General features: G+C 38.0%; 18 protein-coding genes. 12 read left to right on the forward strand and 6 right to left on the reverse strand.

Annotation, left to right across the window (positions count from 1 at the left end; all coding sequences use genetic code 11):
* Positions 1-112: 112 nt before the first annotated feature.
* Positions 113-394, reverse strand: coding sequence for a hypothetical protein (locus V7083_RS11485; protein WP_335477788.1), 282 nt, complete (start codon positions 392-394; stop codon positions 113-115).
* Between the two features lie 16 nt (positions 395-410).
* Complete coding sequence (locus tag V7083_RS11490) at positions 411-1,631, reverse strand: MFS transporter (RefSeq protein ID WP_438823718.1); 1,221 nt, start codon at positions 1,629-1,631, stop codon at positions 411-413.
* 189 nt (positions 1,632-1,820) lie between these two features.
* On the opposite strand from V7083_RS11490, the gene V7083_RS11495 reads away from it, so the two are divergent.
* From V7083_RS11495 to cysC (V7083_RS11515), 5 genes are read left to right on the forward strand one after another with little or no spacing between them, the layout of a single operon-like run.
* The gene (locus V7083_RS11495; protein WP_335477792.1) at positions 1,821-2,588 is read left to right on the forward strand and encodes a phosphosulfolactate synthase; all 768 of its coding nucleotides are present in this window, start codon (positions 1,821-1,823) and stop codon (positions 2,586-2,588) included.
* Positions 2,573-3,115 (forward strand): histidine phosphatase family protein, encoded by a 543-nt coding sequence (locus V7083_RS11500; RefSeq protein ID WP_335477794.1) that lies wholly within the window; start codon positions 2,573-2,575, stop codon positions 3,113-3,115. Before V7083_RS11495 ends, V7083_RS11500 begins: the two co-directional genes overlap by 16 nt.
* 4 nt (positions 3,116-3,119) lie before the next feature.
* Complete coding sequence (locus tag V7083_RS11505) at positions 3,120-3,839, forward strand: phosphoadenylyl-sulfate reductase (RefSeq protein WP_335477796.1); 720 nt, start codon at positions 3,120-3,122, stop codon at positions 3,837-3,839.
* Positions 3,840-3,874: 35 nt separating this feature from the next.
* The gene (gene sat, locus V7083_RS11510; protein WP_335477798.1) at positions 3,875-5,020 is read left to right on the forward strand and encodes a sulfate adenylyltransferase; all 1,146 of its coding nucleotides are present in this window, start codon (positions 3,875-3,877) and stop codon (positions 5,018-5,020) included.
* Positions 5,021-5,035: 15 nt separating this feature from the next.
* The gene (cysC, locus tag V7083_RS11515; RefSeq protein ID WP_335477800.1) at positions 5,036-5,635 is read left to right on the forward strand and encodes an adenylyl-sulfate kinase; all 600 of its coding nucleotides are present in this window, start codon (positions 5,036-5,038) and stop codon (positions 5,633-5,635) included.
* Positions 5,636-5,653: 18 nt separating this feature from the next.
* Here the strand turns inward: cysC (V7083_RS11515) and V7083_RS11520 are convergent, their stop codons facing one another.
* Positions 5,654-6,286, reverse strand: coding sequence for a YitT family protein (locus tag V7083_RS11520; RefSeq protein WP_335477802.1), 633 nt, complete (start codon positions 6,284-6,286; stop codon positions 5,654-5,656).
* A 70-nt stretch (positions 6,287-6,356) separates the two neighbouring features.
* Positions 6,357-6,563, reverse strand: coding sequence for a capping complex subunit for YIEGIA (locus V7083_RS11525; RefSeq protein ID WP_335477804.1), 207 nt, complete (start codon positions 6,561-6,563; stop codon positions 6,357-6,359).
* Between the two features lie 303 nt (positions 6,564-6,866).
* Here V7083_RS11525 and V7083_RS11530 point away from each other — a divergent pair, with 303 nt between their 5' ends.
* Together V7083_RS11530 and htpG are read left to right on the forward strand one after the other, a co-directional pair.
* Entirely contained in the window at positions 6,867-8,330 is a 1,464-nt protein-coding gene (locus V7083_RS11530; protein ID WP_335477806.1) for a PAS domain S-box protein, read from the forward strand.
* Between the two features lie 152 nt (positions 8,331-8,482).
* Positions 8,483-10,363 carry a molecular chaperone HtpG gene (htpG, locus tag V7083_RS11535; RefSeq protein ID WP_335477807.1) on the forward strand — a complete coding sequence of 627 codons (1,881 nt, stop codon included), beginning with the start codon at positions 8,483-8,485 and terminating at the stop codon, positions 10,361-10,363.
* 59 nt (positions 10,364-10,422) lie between these two features.
* On the opposite strand, the gene V7083_RS11540 is transcribed toward htpG, so the two are convergent.
* Positions 10,423-11,274 (reverse strand): MBL fold metallo-hydrolase, encoded by an 852-nt coding sequence (locus tag V7083_RS11540; protein WP_335477809.1) that lies wholly within the window; start codon positions 11,272-11,274, stop codon positions 10,423-10,425.
* 68 nt (positions 11,275-11,342) lie between these two features.
* A complete protein-coding gene (locus tag V7083_RS11545; RefSeq protein ID WP_335477811.1) occupies positions 11,343-12,212 on the reverse strand; it encodes a cation diffusion facilitator family transporter in 870 nt (289 codons plus the stop codon).
* Positions 12,213-12,542: 330 nt separating this feature from the next.
* Here V7083_RS11545 and V7083_RS11550 point away from each other — a divergent pair, with 330 nt between their 5' ends.
* The 5 genes from V7083_RS11550 (at position 12,543) to cysC (V7083_RS11570) (ending at position 16,358) form a co-directional block, all read left to right on the forward strand.
* Positions 12,543-12,674: a YezD family protein gene (locus V7083_RS11550; protein ID WP_435553858.1), complete on the forward strand. Its 132-nt coding sequence runs from the start codon at positions 12,543-12,545 to the stop codon at positions 12,672-12,674.
* A 75-nt stretch (positions 12,675-12,749) separates the two neighbouring features.
* Entirely contained in the window at positions 12,750-13,466 is a 717-nt protein-coding gene (locus V7083_RS11555) for a phosphoadenylyl-sulfate reductase (protein ID WP_335477813.1), read from the forward strand.
* A 67-nt stretch (positions 13,467-13,533) separates the two neighbouring features.
* On the forward strand, positions 13,534-14,577 hold the full coding sequence (locus tag V7083_RS11560; protein ID WP_335477815.1) for an inorganic phosphate transporter: 1,044 nt from the start codon (positions 13,534-13,536) through the stop codon (positions 14,575-14,577).
* A gap of 20 nt (positions 14,578-14,597) precedes the next feature.
* Positions 14,598-15,746: a sulfate adenylyltransferase gene (sat, locus tag V7083_RS11565; protein ID WP_335477817.1), complete on the forward strand. Its 1,149-nt coding sequence runs from the start codon at positions 14,598-14,600 to the stop codon at positions 15,744-15,746.
* 12 nt (positions 15,747-15,758) lie between these two features.
* Positions 15,759-16,358 carry an adenylyl-sulfate kinase gene (gene cysC / locus V7083_RS11570; RefSeq protein ID WP_335477818.1) on the forward strand — a complete coding sequence of 200 codons (600 nt, stop codon included), beginning with the start codon at positions 15,759-15,761 and terminating at the stop codon, positions 16,356-16,358.
* Positions 16,359-16,387: the final 29 nt, after the last annotated feature.

Here is a 16,387-nt window from a genome sequence, read left to right on the forward strand (position 1 = left end):
CTTTAATAGTAAACACTCTGGCTAAGGTGCCCACAATAACTGCAGTGACAATCATAACGACATGTTCGTGGGAAATCCATTGTGCTTTCATTTGTTTCACCCCAGCCAGTTATTATTTTTCTTCTTCCTCTTGCAGCTTAATTTTCTTACAGCCGATATAGAGACAGGAAAAAATTTCAGTGCCTTCTTTGGCTTTTGCCAACCCTTTGATGTAGGGAGTGACCAAATCCTTAAAATCTGCACCGACTCCTTCTTCCTCTAAAATTCCATATACATATAGCTTTTTTTCATCAAATAGAAAGGCGACGTTTCCGACAGCCTTGTTGTTTGTGTCTACCACATTTAAAACTTGAAATTGGGGTGTAATAACCTCAGGAGAAAAATAAATTTGCACATAAATCTACTCCTTTTTAAGTGAACTGAAGCTTTTCAAATAAAGTATCATTTTCTTTTGTTGGTTCTTTTTTGGCCACATGGATTAGTGCTAGGCAAAGAATGGCACAAACCAGTGTTAGCCCTGCAGTTGTCAGGAACATTCCAGCACGTGACCAGTCCATTAATTTACTAAAAATAGGGGGACCAATAGCCACACCCAAAAACCGTACGGATCCGTAAAGGGATGTAACAAAGCCTCTGCGGTCTGTCGGAACTGAACCGGTAATAAAACTATTGATACATGGAAGCACTAACCCTGTTCCAACACTGCTAATGACTAAGACCGAAAAAAACGGAATTAATTTTTTAAAGAAAATTAAAGAGGCAAAGGAGCCGGTCATTAACAGAAGACCTATGATGATTAAAGATTTCATCAATTTCATCCTTTTCCCGATTTTACTTCCCGTAATATAAGAAGTGGTAGTCATGAACAGAAGCGGTATTGCTAGTATGCTTCCTTTCAATACACCATCTATATGATGATCTTTTTCAAGAATATCCGATATGTAAAATAAAATACCGAATAAAGTAAACAAACATACAGCACCGGTCAAATAAGCTGCAAATAACCATCTGCCTTCAGTTTTAAAAACCGAAACGAGTCCTTTCACATATTTACCGACAGGTGGCGGTTCCTTCTTTGCCTTTTTTTCTTTAATGAAAAAGATGGTTAGCAAAATGGAAATCAGGCAAAAAAGAGGGAAAGCAAAGAAAGCAGCATACCAAAACAGTAGGGCTAATAAAGATCCGATGATCGGGCTGATTACTTTTCCGAAGCCATTGGAGGCCTCAACCAGTCCAAGAACCTTACTTTGTTCGCCGCCCTTAAATAAGTCTCCTGTCAAGGCCATGGCGATTGGGGCGGTTCCTGCTGCACCAATCCCCTGCATAATTCTTCCGGCAAGGATCCACATGTAAGAATTTGAAAACCAAGCAGCTGCAGCCCCGGCAAGCAAACCACCGCTTCCATATAAAATTAATGCTGGAATAATAATAGCTTTACGAGAAAAGCGGTCAGACAAATAACCCAGAACTGGAATGGAAATAGCAGCAGCAATTGAAAAAACTGAAATAATTAGACTTACTTTAAATTGTGATATATCCAAGACAGATTTCATTTTGGGAAGAATCGGAATAAGCATTGAATTTCCCAACACAAGGATAAGAGGGATCGAACCGATTGCAAAAATAGTCATGCCTTTGTGTTTTTGCTGCGACAACAAAAGTACCCCCTTAAATGAATGTTTAAAGCTCTTATATTGTTTGATATGCCCTCTTTGTTTATTCAAGACAAATGCCTAATTTTTGAGGAAAAACCTCAATCTTTACACATTCACCCAATTTTTGAATAATCTATCCTAGAAAAAAGAGGAGGAGTTTTTCCTATGGACTTTTTAACACTGCCTGAAAGGACCTCTGGAAAGAGAACCTATGGAATCACCTCGATCATTGATTTTGGAACTTCAATGGGGGAATTAAAGCACATCTTATCAGATTATAGTCATTTGATTGACATAGCAAAAATTGGAATTGGTTCAGCTTATGTTACTCCCAACCTTAAGCAAAAAATAGAGCTTTATCAGCAATATGACATTAAACCGTATTGTGGCGGAACTTTATTTGAGAAATGCTATCATCAAAATAAGGTAGTTGAATACGCAGAATTTTTACGTGATTTAGGAATTGAATGGGTAGAGGTGTCAAATGGGACCCTTGATATACCGCTTGGAGAACGTTTAAATATTATTAACCAATTAAAGCAAGATTTCTATGTTATTTCGGAGGTAGGCTCAAAGGATTGCAATAAGGAAATGAATATTGATGAATGGAGAAGAGAAATTTCCTTACTGCTTGAAGCCGGGTGTGAATATGTGATTACCGAGGGACGGGATTCGGGGACATCAGGCATTTATGAAAAGACGGGTCAGATTAAAAGCTGCTTGATAGAAGAGTTAATAAAAGATCTTGATCCCAAAAAAATTATTTTTGAAGCTCCGACTCCCAAACATCAGATGTACTTTATAAAAGAAATTGGGGCAAATGTCAATTTGGGGAATGTTAAGCTGCAGGATGTTTTAGTGTTAGAGACGCAGCGATGCGGGTTACGAAGTGAAACCTTTTTCTTGGAGGAACGTGAATGCGAATTACTTTAATAAGGCATCTTCCAACTGAATGGAATCATCAGCAACAATTACAAGGTAGGAGGGATATTGAAATATCCCCCGTTTCGGTTGAATATCAGCAAGGGGTTGCAGAGAATCATCGTCTTTTAACAAAACTTGCACCATTTGACCTCATCTTAGCCAGTAGGTTAAAGCGAACTCATCAAACAGCATACGTTTACGGGTATGAGCCTGAAACTGAAGCTTTATTAGATGAATTAGACTTCGGCCCTTTTGAGGGGAAGCCAAAGAAACACTTAAAAGATACTTATGGGGACCTTTGGATTGAGCATCCCGAAGAACTCGTATTGGGAGAATCATTACTTCATTTAAAAAATCGAATCGAGTTATTTTTCAAAAAATACAATGATGTTCATCATTTATTAGCCTTTGGCCATGGAGCCTGGATTCGCGCTGCCATTTCTTTTTCCGAATATGGCCACATCAATAACATGAATAAAATAGAACTCAAAAATAATTCATGCGTAACCTTAACAATAAAAGATATGGAGGGGTGAGGGGGTGTCGGAATTACTTACTTATGAAAATTGGGACCAGCGCATAGTTGATTCAACACTTGCAGAGCTGCCCGATTATCTGGACGTTTTAAAATGGGCATATCAAACATACAAAGAAGAAATCGTCTATGCTTGCAGCTTCGGGGCCGAAGGGATTGTTTTAATAGATTTAATTCATAAAGTAAATAAAACGGCAAAAATAGTTTTCCTCGACACTGGACTTCATTTCCAAGAAACCTACGATTTAATAAATCAAGTTAAAAACAAATATCCAACATTAAAGATCTCATTAATAAAGCCAAAGTTATCATTAGAAGAACAGGCAAGTAAACATGGATCTGCACTGTGGAAAAGTAATCCCAATCTTTGTTGTTACCTTCGAAAGGTTGTTCCGTTGCAGGAAGCATTGAGTGGACATAAAGCTTGGATTTCAGGTTTAAGAAAAGAACAATCCCCAACCCGCAGTCTGACGCAGTACCTCAATAAAGATGAAAAATTCAACAACATCAAAATTTGCCCGCTTATCCATTGGAAATGGAAGGATATCTTAGCCTATATTGAAATAAATAAACTTCCATATAACCCATTACATGATCTGGGCTATCCTAGTATTGGCTGTGCCCCTTGCACTCAGCCAGTTGCTGTTGAAGGAGACTCTCGAGCAGGAAGATGGGCAGGACACTCTAAAACAGAGTGCGGACTACATCAATTAGACAATAAATAGAGAAGAATCGTTGTGAAAACTGAGGAGGAATCACGTTGATTGAGAGTGTGCCTCATGGAGGTAAATTAATAAATCTATTTGAAAACAACCGACCAATAGATTTTTCATTGAACTATATCGAATTGGATCAAATGGGTTTCAGTGACTTGGAACTAATTGCTAACGGGGCTTACAGTCCCCTAGATGGGTTTATGGGGAAAGCGGATTATGATTCAGTCGTAAGAAATATGAGGTTAGCGAACGGATTACCTTGGTCACTGCCGATCACAATTGCTGTAACTGCTGAAAAGGCTGCGGAACTAAGTGTGGGTGAAGATGTTAACCTTGCTTTTGTAAATAAAGTTTACGGGAAAATGCGAGTAAAAGAAGTCTATCAAGTTGAAAAACATTTTGAGGCAGAGAATGTCTTTAAAACAACTGACATGGCCCATCCTGGGGTGAAGAAATTATTTGATCGTCCCGATATATATGTTTCAGGTCCAATTAAACTATTTTACAGACCTGAAAAAGGATTGTTTGAGCACTTTTATCTAGATCCTCTACAAACAAGAGCAAAATTTAAGGAATTAGGCTGGAAAAAGGTTGTTGGGTTTCAGACTCGCAATCCGGTTCATCGCGCACATGAATATATACAAAAATCAGCGTTGGAAACAGTAGATGGGTTGTTTTTAAATCCGTTAGTCGGTGAGACCAAGGCAGATGATATTCCTAGTGAAATCCGAATGAAAAGTTATCAGGTGCTGTTAGAGAATTATTATCCACAAGATAGGGTGTTTCTTTCTGTCTTTCCAGCAGCGATGCGTTATGCTGGACCACGGGAAGCTATTTTTCATGCTATCGTCAGGAAAAATTTTGGCTGCACCCATTTTATCGTAGGCAGGGATCATGCAGGAGTAGGAAATTATTATGGAACGTATGATGCTCAGAAAATCTTCAGCCATTTTAGTGAAGAGGAGCTAGGAATTAAACCTTTATTTTTTGAACACAGCTTTTATTGTAAAAAATGCGAAAACATGGCCTCTGAAAAAACATGCCCCCATACAAAAGAACACCACGTAATACTCTCAGGAACAAAAGTAAGGGGAATGCTGAGAGATGGGGTACAACCACCAAAAGAATTCAGTCGACCAGAGGTTGTTGAGATACTAATTCAAGGAATGAAGGAAGTTTTTACAAAATAAAAAAGGATGTCGAAAATGGGGAAAAACAGGAATATCACTTGGCATCATATTACCGTCTCAAAAGCGGACCGCCACTTAATGAATGGGCATAAAAGCTGTGTTTTGTGGTTTACTGGACTATCTGGATCTGGTAAATCGACATTAGCTAATGCTGTGGATCTAGAATTATTTCAACAGGGGATACGAAGTTATGTGTTGGATGGTGATAATATCCGTCATGGACTGAACAAGGATCTAAGCTTTGGTGTGGGTGATCGAAAAGAGAATATTCGTCGAATTGGTGAAGTAGCAAAATTGTTTGTTGACAGTGGGCAAATAGTCTTAACCGCCTTCATATCACCATTTTCGCAAGACCGCGATTTGGTTCGTAACATGTTTGAAGCTGATGAATTTATCGAAATATATCTGAAATGCCCAATTTCAGTCTGCGAAAACAGGGATCCTAAAGGCCTTTATCTAAAAGCAAGAAAAGGAGAAATTGCGGAATTCACTGGGATTTCTTCCCCTTATGAGGCACCTAATAAACCAGATATTACTATTGAAACAGCTATGGAAACAATTGAAGAATCGGTAAATAAGGTTATCGATTATTTATCGAAAAAGAAGATCCTGTAATAGGTAGGATCTTCTTCCTTATCTTCGCCGCCAATTTGCAGTCAGAAACAATAGCTTTTGAAAGCGTAACTCATAAATAAAATCAATAATATTAGTGGATAGAAATTGACATATTACCGCAAAAATGACAATTTTATAATCAATCACCAATGCAGTTAACAAAAAGATAATTAGATTAATGCCCATCATCACTTTTCCTGGACTCCACTTTTTATATGAGGCAATCATTAATGCAGGTATAACCATCCCTCCGCTGGATGCCCCAGCTCGGATTAGCAAGCCCACACCCACTCCAAACAAGAGACTCCCAGCACCAATGTCTACTAATAAATGAAAATGCAGATGAGGTACATAGGCTGTAATGAATGATACAGTCGTTGAGGTAGTTGCCACGGAAATAATCGTACGTAATGTCCAAGTGTAGCCAAAATATTTTAACGCGAAAAGCAAAAAAACAATATTGGCCAGCCATAAGGAAAAGCCAAGGGAAAGATGGAACCAATGGTTTAGTAAAATCGCTAATCCGGCTGCTCCGCCGGAAGGGATGGAATGTGGAAATAAAAATAAGGACATCGACAGTCCTTGCAATGTTCCCCCAAAAAGTAAAACACCATAAACTAACAGTTTTTTGCTCATTTTATTGGAATTCATTCCTCCTAGGACTTGCCTTCCTTGTCCATTTTATGAGGAATGGAAAAAAAATATGAAAAATATAGCAGCATTAAGCTCGAATAATTAAGTAATCATTATTTTTTAATTTTACTATTTCTGCTTTCAAGGCCTTGGCAATTTCCAAAGTAGTATCTTTGAGCTCTTCTTCTGTCTTAAAGGATAGAAAAAGTGGAGCTCCAGTTACTTTTCGTTCTTCATTTGATGTTAGATAAGCAATTATTTTATAATCGGGTTTCATGTTGGATTCCTTTGCCATCGCGATCCTCCATAGCTATTAGTTTTGCTTATTTTTTCCAATGGAAAGAATGAATATTCTCCCCTATAAAAAATATTTCCCAATTGCATTTCTTCTAAATTAAGGTTTTAATATAAATAACCCCATTAATCCCAATGAATAATTATCAAATTCCAATTAATATTATTTTAGTATAAAAGAATCTGGAAGTTAGTTGCAGATTAAGTAAGCCTGCCCTTTGACAAAGCCACATGGAAGTAGGAGATAAGTCTATTTCTAATTTGGTTTTTTTTATAAAGATATAGAAAGGAACAAGAAAGAGAGATGAATAGTTCCATAGTTAAGTTTGAAAAAAGATTATTATTGGAAAAGTATCTGAAAGAAAGTCTTATTCATCATAAACCATTATTAGATTGTGATTCAGATGCTATTTATGCGATGGATTTGGATGGCTATTTTTTACCGGTAAATCCCGCCTGTGAGCAGCTATTTGGCTATGAAGCAGAAGAATTCTCAAAGCTTTCTTATATGAAAGTGATTGTTCTGGAGCATTTAGAGCGGGCATTCTCCTTTTTTTATCAATCGGTGGATGGAAAATTACAAAATTTTGATTGTCAGATTATCCATAAAAGCGGTGAAATCATTGACGTAAATATCACCAATTATCCTATTCTAATTGATGGGAAAATTGTCGGAGTTTATGGAGTTGCCAAGAATATTACGGAAATTAAACAAAAAAGAAAAAAATACATAGAAGAAATGCAGCACCGGGAAGAAATTTATCGCGAAATAGTCGAACATTCACCTGATGCTGTTGTGATTGCCAGAAATGAAGAGGTTTTATTTGCCAATGACACAGCTGTAGCATTAATTGGGGCACTAAATAAGTATGAACTTATAGGAAGAAACTTATTTGATTTTGTGGATCCTTGTTACTACGATGTGGTGGAAAAACGGGTTAAAGATGTTGAGAAGGGAAGCGCCGTTGATTTTATGGAGCAAAGATTGATCCGTAAGGACGGTAATAAAATTGAAGTAGAAGTTAAGTCCATCCCTGCTATTTATCAAAATGAACCTGCCCGACATATCATTATTCGCGATATTACCGAAAAGAAAAGGACTCAAGAGCTGTTGCTTCAATCGGAAAAATTATCGGTTGCCGGACAATTGGCTGCGGGTATCGCTCACGAAATCAGAAATCCAATCACAGCTATAAAGGGCTTTATTAGGCTGATGGAAGCCGCAAATGAATTTAAACAAAATTATTTAGAAATTATTAATTCAGAAATGAACCGTATTGAGCTGATTCTTAGTGAATTACTCTTACTATCGAAGCCACAAAAAATGAAGTTTAAAAGGGGAAACATCCTCACTATTTTAGAACATGTAAAAGCTCTGATTGATACACAGGCTATCATGAATAATGTAGAAATTGAGATTCAATCCTTTTCAGAGATTCCTAGCTTTATTTGTGATGAAAATCAATTAAAACAGCTGTTTATCAATTTTCTTAAAAACTCTATTGAAGCCATGCCAAACGGCGGAAAAATTACGATTGAAGTAGGTTTGCTTGAATCTAATCAGATCCAGCTTCGTGTCATTGATCAGGGGTGCGGGATACCTGAGGAACAGCTCCATCGGATTGGCCAACCATTCTTTACAACAAAAGAAAAAGGCACGGGCCTTGGACTGATGATCAGTCTGCAGATCATCGACAATCACAACGGAACTTTCCAAATTTTTAGTAATCAGAAGGGGACGACCATCGTCACAAACTTTCCAATATAAGTCAAAAGGTGTCAGGCACCTTTTGACTTTTTTTATATGATTGACGAAATGATATTTTTATGATATTTATTTTATTGTGTTTAGCACTCAATGTATTAGAGTGCTAATTGTACTTGTAGCTTTTAAATTTAACTTTAAGGGAGAGGTCTTATATGGAAGTGAAGCAGTTTAAGGCAGAGTCGAAACGATTATTAGACATGATGATCCATTCCATTTATACGCATCGGGAAATTTTCTTAAGAGAGTTAATTTCAAATGCCAGTGACGCAATTGATAAGATTTATTATAAAGCACTGACAGATGATTCAATTTCTTTCGATAAAGACGATTATTACATAAAGGTAGTTGCTAATCAGGCAGACAGAACCTTGAAAATAATGGATAAAGGAATTGGAATGACGAAGGAGGACCTAGAAAATAACCTTGGCACGATCGCCAAAAGTGGTTCTTTAGCGTTTAAATCAGAAAATGGATTGAAAGATGGTTATGATATTATCGGACAATTTGGAGTGGGTTTTTATTCTGCTTTTATGGTTGCTGATGTCGTAACTGTGATCAGTAAGGCATTGGGAAGTGAGGAGGCCTACAAATGGGAATCTCAAGGGGCAGAGGGATACACCATTACACCAGTTGATAAAGACTTTGTTGGAACAGAAATTATTTTAAAAGTGAAAGAAAACACAGAAGAAGAAAACTATGACGAGTATTTACAAGAATATCGCCTGAAATCCATTATCAAAAAATATTCTGATTTCATTCGCTACCCCATTAAAATGGATGTGACCAAGAGCCGTTTAAAAGAGGGCAGTGACAATGAATATGAGGACTATCAAGAGGAAGAAATCATAAATAGTATGGTTCCGATCTGGCGCAAAAATAAAAAGGAACTGACTGATACTGATTATGAACAATTTTATACTGAAAAACGATACGGCTTTGATAAGCCATTAAAGCATATTCATGTAAGTGTTGATGGGGCTATCAGATATAACGCCATTTTGTATATACCTGAGAACATTCCATTTGATTATTATTCTCCGGAGTTCGAAAAGGGACTTGAATTATATTCAAGCGGTGTCCTAATCATGAACAAATGTGCTGATTTACTGCCTGATTATTTTAGTTTTGTGAAAGGGCTAGTGGATTCAGAAGATTTGTCACTAAATATTTCAAGAGAAATGCTGCAGCATGATCGCCAATTGAAGCTAATTGCGAAAAACATTAGTAAAAAAATTAAGAGTGAATTACAAAGCTTATTAAAAAATGAGCGAGAAAAGTATGATCAATTCTATCAATCATTTGGCAGACAGTTAAAGTTTGGGGTTTACAGTGATTTTGGTAGTCATAAGGAAGAATTGCAAGATCTTCTGATGTTTTATTCTTCTAAAGAGAAAAAGCTTGTAACGCTTGACGAGTACGTTTCGAGGATGCCTGAAGACCAAAAATATATTTACTATGCTGTTGGCGAATCAAATGAGAGAATTGACAAGCTGCCGCAAACCGAACTAGTTGCCGATAAAGGCTATGAAATTTTATACTTTACCGATGATATCGATGAATTTGCTATTAGAATGCTAATCAATTATAAAGAAAAAGAATTCAAATCCGTTTCAAGTGGTGACTTAGGAATAGAAGCAGACGAAACAAAAAATGAGACTGAAAATGAGAATGTTGAAAATATAGAGCTCTTTGACCTCATGAAGAGTATCCTATCCGATAAAGTGAAGGACGTAAGAGTTTCTAAACGATTAAAATCACACCCGGTTTGTTTGACAACGGATGGTGAAGTATCTATTGAAATGGAAAAAATCCTGAACGCCATGCCAAACAATCAGAATATTAAAGCAGACAAAGTACTAGAAATTAACATAAATCATGAAGTATTCCAATCGTTAAAAGAAGCATTCCAAAACGACAAAGACAAACTAACACTTTTCACCAACCTGCTTTACAATCAAGCATTACTCATCGAAGGGCTTCCAATCGAAGACCCTGTAGAATTCACCAACAATATCTGCAAAATCATGGTATAAGTAAAAAAACTAGATCCGCCAAACCGGTGGATCTAGTTTTTTATTATGTAATACTTGATTTAGTGTAAATTTCTGTCGACGTATTTTCCGTAATCAGGGATGGCAAAGTGATCGAAATGTTGAACGAGGTTTTGTAAACCGATGGTCAGAGCATCCCCAGAAAGGGGAAGACCATGGCCTGTTACCGCAACAGAAGGATTCAGCGCTGCAAGTTTACTAACGGATTGCTTCGCTTGTTGCCAGTCAGTTGTTAGGTACCTTGGTGGCCCACTTACTTCTTCTTCCTGGGTTATCACTTTGTAAAGGGAATCTTGTTTTACGTTAATAAAAGCATCTCCAACTATTAATGCCCTGTCTTGCTCTCTAAAGAAAGAGACATGTCCTGGTGAATGCCCTGGAGTATGAATCCAACGAAATCCCTTCATATATGGAACGCTGCCGTCTGCAGGTAATGCGTGGACGTAAGATCCAAGATTTATTGGTTCATTTGGAAACAACGGGGACATTTTGGCCACCAAGCCTCCTTCAACAGATGAATCTGGTTCAGGATAACTAGTTTTCCCTGTTAAAAATGGTAACTCCCTTTCATGTGCGTATACAGGGATCTCCCACTCATTAACCAATTCAATAATCCCGCCAACATGATCAAAGTGACCATGTGTTAATATAATCGCTTTTGGTTTTCTGCCTTCACCAAATTTTTCCGCAGTCACGGCCACTATTTCAGAAGCGGATCCAGGCATACCAGCGTCAACCAAGACAAAATCTTCTGAATTACCGAATAAACAAATGTTAACAATTTGGATGGTATAGCAATATAAATCCGGCAGCACTTCAATTCCTACACCACTTCCAATGGAGGTTGCTGGAATCATTTTATAATCTTCACCATATGACAACTCTTTTTCCAATAAAAACACTCCTTGTCGTTAAGATGACTAGGAGTAGTTTATCCCATAAACAAAGTGTGTAATCTTAATTAATTAGGCTCTACATGAACATTCACATCAAAAACACCATGCTCGTCCATTAAAACACTCTCAACTCTCGTGGCAACATCGTGAGCATCACGAATATTTAAATTGGAATTAACTAAGATCACCACATCGACAACTGCATTATTTCCGTAATTTCTGGCTTTGATATCTGAAATTCCCTTAACACCAGGTATTTTTTGAATAGCTTCACGGTAGACATTGATTTCCTGATCATCAAATCCGTCTGTTAATGTATGGGAAGCATCACGGAAAATATCCCAAGCTGTATGACAAATTAAGAAACCAACAATGATTGCCGTTACTGGATCAAGCCATGGGAGATGAAACTGTGCTCCCAATATCCCAATTACCGTTCCCACACTAACCCAAGCATCGGAAAGATTATCTTTGGCAGCGGCCATTACAGCTTGACTACGAATCTCTTTGGCTAGTTTCTTGTTATATCGATAAACAAAATACATCACAACCGCACAAAATAACCCCGTTATCGCAGCAATGGGGTCCGGTGCAGTTGTCTTTCCATTGATCACAGACGTAAACGCCTCATAAAGTACACGCAATCCAACAGCCATCATAATGAAAGAAGAAATCATTGAGGCAACGGTTTCTGATTTCCAATGACCATAGGGGTGATCATGATCAGCTGGTTTTTGGGATAGTTTTAATCCCACCAGAACTACGATAGAGGCAAGGACATCTGTCGTGTTATTTAATCCATCAGCCGTTAGCGCTTCGGAATGGGCAGCGTATCCGATGATTAATTTCAAAGTTGCTAAACATAGGTATGCAATGATACTAATGATAGCACCTTGTTCACCTTTTTTTAATTCTAAATATTTTTGCTGTTCCATAAAAAGGGCTCCTATATTTTTATCTTCCATTTTATCTTAGCAACCAAATGACATGTGGGTCTAGAGAAACCTTTTTAATCTATGTTAACTTTTGTCGATAAGGACAAAAGTGTTTCGTTAGGTAAAACCATGGAAAATTCTGAAAAAATGAGGATTACTTTATCAAAAGGTACAAATTTTTTAAATATTTTCACTAACAATATTGACAAATTCCTATTGGTATAATAGGATTAATTCCATCAACCACTAAAAGGTGGTACCTTAAGTGGAATAAATAACAGATATTTAGAAAAGGAGGCGAATCATTTGCAAACATCTGAATGGGAGGAAATTTCCAAGCAGATTAAAAGAATGCTAGAAGAATTAAATTACGGCTCCATCACACTGGTTGTTCAAGATGGAAAGATCATCCAAATTGAGAAAAATGAAAAGGTTCGTCTTCAATCAAATAAGCCACGCTGACTAGACAAACTAGAGGCGGTCTTCACATATTCAGATGAAGACTGCCTTTTTTTTAAGCAGAGGAGAGGAATTACGATGAAAACTGCGATTACATTTGAAAATTGGAGCCAAATCTCCGATAGCTTTTCTATAGAGGATGATACAAAAGGGGCACTTGCCGTCTTAGAGTGGGCATACCAAAGTTATCCTGAAGATCAAATCGTTTATTCATCAAGTTTTGGGGCAGAAGCAATTGTCCTAATTGATTTGATCTATCAGGTGAAAAAAGATGCCCATATCGTTTTCTTAGATACAGATCTTCATTTTCCGGAAACATATGATGTGATTGATAAAATCCAGAAACGGTTCCCGGAATTAAAAATTGAAAAGAAAAAGCCTGCCATTAGTTTGGATGAACAAGCTGCACAGTATGGGTCTGCACTTTGGAAACGGGATCCTAACCAGTGTTGTCAGTTAAGAAAAGTCATTCCGTTAAGAGAAACATTAACCTCAAAACAAGCTTGGATTTCAGGTTTGCGTCGGGAGCAATCGCCAACCCGCAAAGATACACAATTCCTTAACCGGGATGAAAAATTTGAAAATATTAAAATATGCCCGCTTATTCACTGGACATGGGATGAGGTTTGGAATTACATTCGTGAAAAAGATCTTCCATATAACGAATTACATGACCACAATTACCCAAGCATAGGGTGTTTCCCTTGTACTCAGGCTGTTTTAGAAGGTGGAGATTCCCGTGCAGGGCGCTGGGCTGGTAGCGGAAAAACAGAGTGCGGCTTGCACATGAAATAATGAACTTCCCATAGCACGGGAAAAGGAGGGATTCCTTACGCTTACCATCATCGCGATTATAATAGGTTTGTTTTTTGCAATTAATATCGGTGCGAGTGGAGCGGCAGCCTCAATGGGGATCTCGTACGGCGCCGGAGTGGTGAAAAAGAGAGTAGCTCTCCTCCTATGCGGAGCAGCTGTATTCCTTGGTGCTTGGCTTGGGGGTGGGGAAGTTGTCAAAACAATAGGAAGCGGAATCGTTCCAAGTGAGACTTTTACAAATGCTATTGCATTAATTGTATTAGCCTCAGCTGCACTATCACTGTTTTTGGCAAATACCTTTGGTATACCACTTTCTACCAGCGAAGTAGCAGTAGGCTCCGTGGTTGGGGCAGGGATTGTTTATCAATCTGTTATTTTAGGCAATATTTTGTGGATTGCCCTATTCTGGCTACTAACTCCATTTGCGGCGTTTATCATCGCCATTCTCGCTATAAAAATTTTAAAAATAAAAACGATCAAAGGTTTGGTTGAAAAACCAAAATTTATTCCAATCCTGTCTATTCTAGTTGTCTTTATGGGGTTGTTTGAAGCGTTCTCAGCGGGGATGAATAATGTTGCCAATGCAGTAGGACCACTTGTTGCAGCTTCCATCATATCAAAAGGGGACGGAATTTTTTGGGGAGGACTGGCAGTAGCAGCAGGTGCCATCATTCTTGGTCACAAGGTTATTGAGACCAACGGTAAAAAAATAACAGACCTTAGACTTGAAGAAGGATGTATCATATCAGGAACTGGAGCAAGTATTGTTACAGCAGCATCCGTTTTCGGCATTCCAGTTCCGCTTACACAAATTACGACTTCTTCCATTATCGGTATCGGTTTTGCTAAGCATGGTTTATCCGTGTTAAAAAAGGATATTGTGGTTCAATTGTTAACAGTTTGGATAGTTTCGCCAGTTTTGTCGATGGTCATATCATATACAATAATTCAATTAGTAATCGTTAGAAATGTTTACCCAATAATCATGATCATTGGGGCACTTATATCTGTGTTTGGCGTACGATCGTTAATGAAACGCCCCATTTCAAAAACAAATGTCACAGAAACTAATGTACCTAAGGAATTCTAATAAAGAAAGGTTGATTGAAAATGTCATTTTTACCAAAACCACATGGCGGAAAATTAATAAATTCATATCGTCCCAATTTCGATTATAGTGATATTGCAAAAGAATTAGAAATTGACTCAATTGCTCTTAGTGATTTAGAGTTAATCGGGGTTGGTGTATTTAGCCCCCTAACAGGCTTTTTAGGGCAAAAGGATTATGAATCGGTTGTTAGCAGAATGCGTTTAGCAGATGATACCATCTGGTCAATCCCTGTTAACCTTCCTGTTTCACAAGAATTTGCAGCTAATTTAGCAGTAGGCGAGAAAATCAAATTAAAGCATAAAGATGTTGTATATGGCGTAATTGAGGTTTCTGAATGGTATGAACCAAATCTTCAAAAGGAAGCTGTCGAGGTATATAAGACAGATGAATTGGCACATCCTGGAGTGAAACGACTTTTTGAAAGAGGCCCGGTATATGTTGCTGGGGATGTAACTCTAGTTAAGAAACCAGAAAAAGGCGTATTCGGCGATGTCTGGTTTGAGCCAAAAGATACAAGAGTACTATTTGAAGAGAAGGGTTGGAAAACAGTGGTTGGTTTCCAAACAAGGAATCCAATTCACCGTGCCCATGAATACATTCAAAAAGCAGCTTTAGAAACAGTTGATGGATTGTTTGTGAATCCATTGGTTGGCGAAACAAAATCAGATGATATCCCTGCAGATGTACGCCTTAAAAGCTATCGGGCATTACTTGACAACTATTATCCTAGTGACCGTGTACAGCTAGGAGTACATCCTGCTGCCATGCGTTATGCCGGTCCGCGTGAAGCCATTTTCCATGCGCTTGCCCGTAAGAACTATGGCTGTACACATTTCATCGTCGGTCGTGACCATGCTGGTGTTGGAAACTATTATGGGACATATGACGCCCAATATATTTTCAGTAACTTTACAGAACAAGAGTTAGGAATAAAACCTTTATTCTTTGAGCACAGCTTCTATTGCACAAAGTGCGAAGGAATGGCATCTGATAAAACATGTCCACATGGTAAAGAAGATAGAGTGATTCTCTCAGGAACAAAAGTGCGTGAAATGCTTCGAGCTGGTGAACTTCCGCCTTCCACATTCAGCCGTAAAGAGGTTGTTGAAGTACTAATTGAAGGTTTACGCGAGAAAGCTCACGCATAGGGAGGAATTGGGATGTCTAAAGCAACGAATATAACTTGGCATAATACAACAGTCACGAAAGAAGATCGTCGCCAGCGGAATGGACACGGCAGTTGTGTCCTCTGGTTTACCGGATTATCTGGTTCTGGGAAATCAACAATCGCCAATGCCGTATCCCATGAGTTGCACCGTCTTGGAATTAGTGAATATGTACTTGATGGAGATAATATTAGACACGGCTTAAATAAAGATCTCGGCTTTTCTGAAGCTGACCGTACAGAAAATATCCGTAGAATAGGTGAAGTGGCGAAACTGTTCGTGGACAGTGGAAAAATCGTTACCACTGCTTTTATTTCACCATTTCGTTCTGATCGCGATCAAGTCCGGGAGCTGTTTGAACAAGGAGAGTTTATTGAAATCTTCATTAGCTGTCCAATTGAGGAATGTGAACGAAGAGATCCTAAACAGTTATATGCCAAGGCAAGACGAGGAGAAATCAAGGATTTTACCGGTATTGATTCCCCGTATGAAGCTCCGGTACAGCCTGAATTGATCATTCATTCGGATGCAGTGGAAGTGGAAGAAGCTGTTAAGCAGGTCTTGGACTATTTGAATAAGAAAGAAATTATTTAGATAGAGGGCTATGTTAGAGAATACTATTG

This window comes from Bacillus sp. JJ1764, assembly GCF_036962145.1.
GTDB lineage: Bacteria > Bacillota > Bacilli > Bacillales > Cytobacillaceae > Neobacillus.

Coding starts and splice junctions, on each gene's coding strand:
- htpG (WP_335477807.1), top strand. CDS start 8,483: ATGGAAGTGAAGCAGTTTAAGGCAGAGTCGAAACGATTATTAGACATG.
- V7083_RS11495 (WP_335477792.1), top strand. CDS start 1,821: ATGGACTTTTTAACACTGCCTGAAAGGACCTCTGGAAAGAGAACCTAT.
- V7083_RS11490 (WP_438823718.1), bottom strand. CDS start 1,631: ATGACTATTTTTGCAATCGGTTCGATCCCTCTTATCCTTGTGTTGGGA.
- V7083_RS11555 (WP_335477813.1), top strand. CDS start 12,750: ATGAAAACTGCGATTACATTTGAAAATTGGAGCCAAATCTCCGATAGC.
- V7083_RS11525 (WP_335477804.1), bottom strand. CDS start 6,563: ATGGCAAAGGAATCCAACATGAAACCCGATTATAAAATAATTGCTTAT.
- sat (WP_335477817.1), top strand. CDS start 14,598: ATGTCATTTTTACCAAAACCACATGGCGGAAAATTAATAAATTCATAT.
- V7083_RS11520 (WP_335477802.1), bottom strand. CDS start 6,286: ATGAATTCCAATAAAATGAGCAAAAAACTGTTAGTTTATGGTGTTTTA.
- cysC (WP_335477800.1), top strand. CDS start 5,036: ATGGGGAAAAACAGGAATATCACTTGGCATCATATTACCGTCTCAAAA.
- cysC (WP_335477818.1), top strand. CDS start 15,759: ATGTCTAAAGCAACGAATATAACTTGGCATAATACAACAGTCACGAAA.
- V7083_RS11545 (WP_335477811.1), bottom strand. CDS start 12,212: ATGGAACAGCAAAAATATTTAGAATTAAAAAAAGGTGAACAAGGTGCT.
- V7083_RS11530 (WP_335477806.1), top strand. CDS start 6,867: ATGAATAGTTCCATAGTTAAGTTTGAAAAAAGATTATTATTGGAAAAG.
- V7083_RS11500 (WP_335477794.1), top strand. CDS start 2,573: ATGCGAATTACTTTAATAAGGCATCTTCCAACTGAATGGAATCATCAG.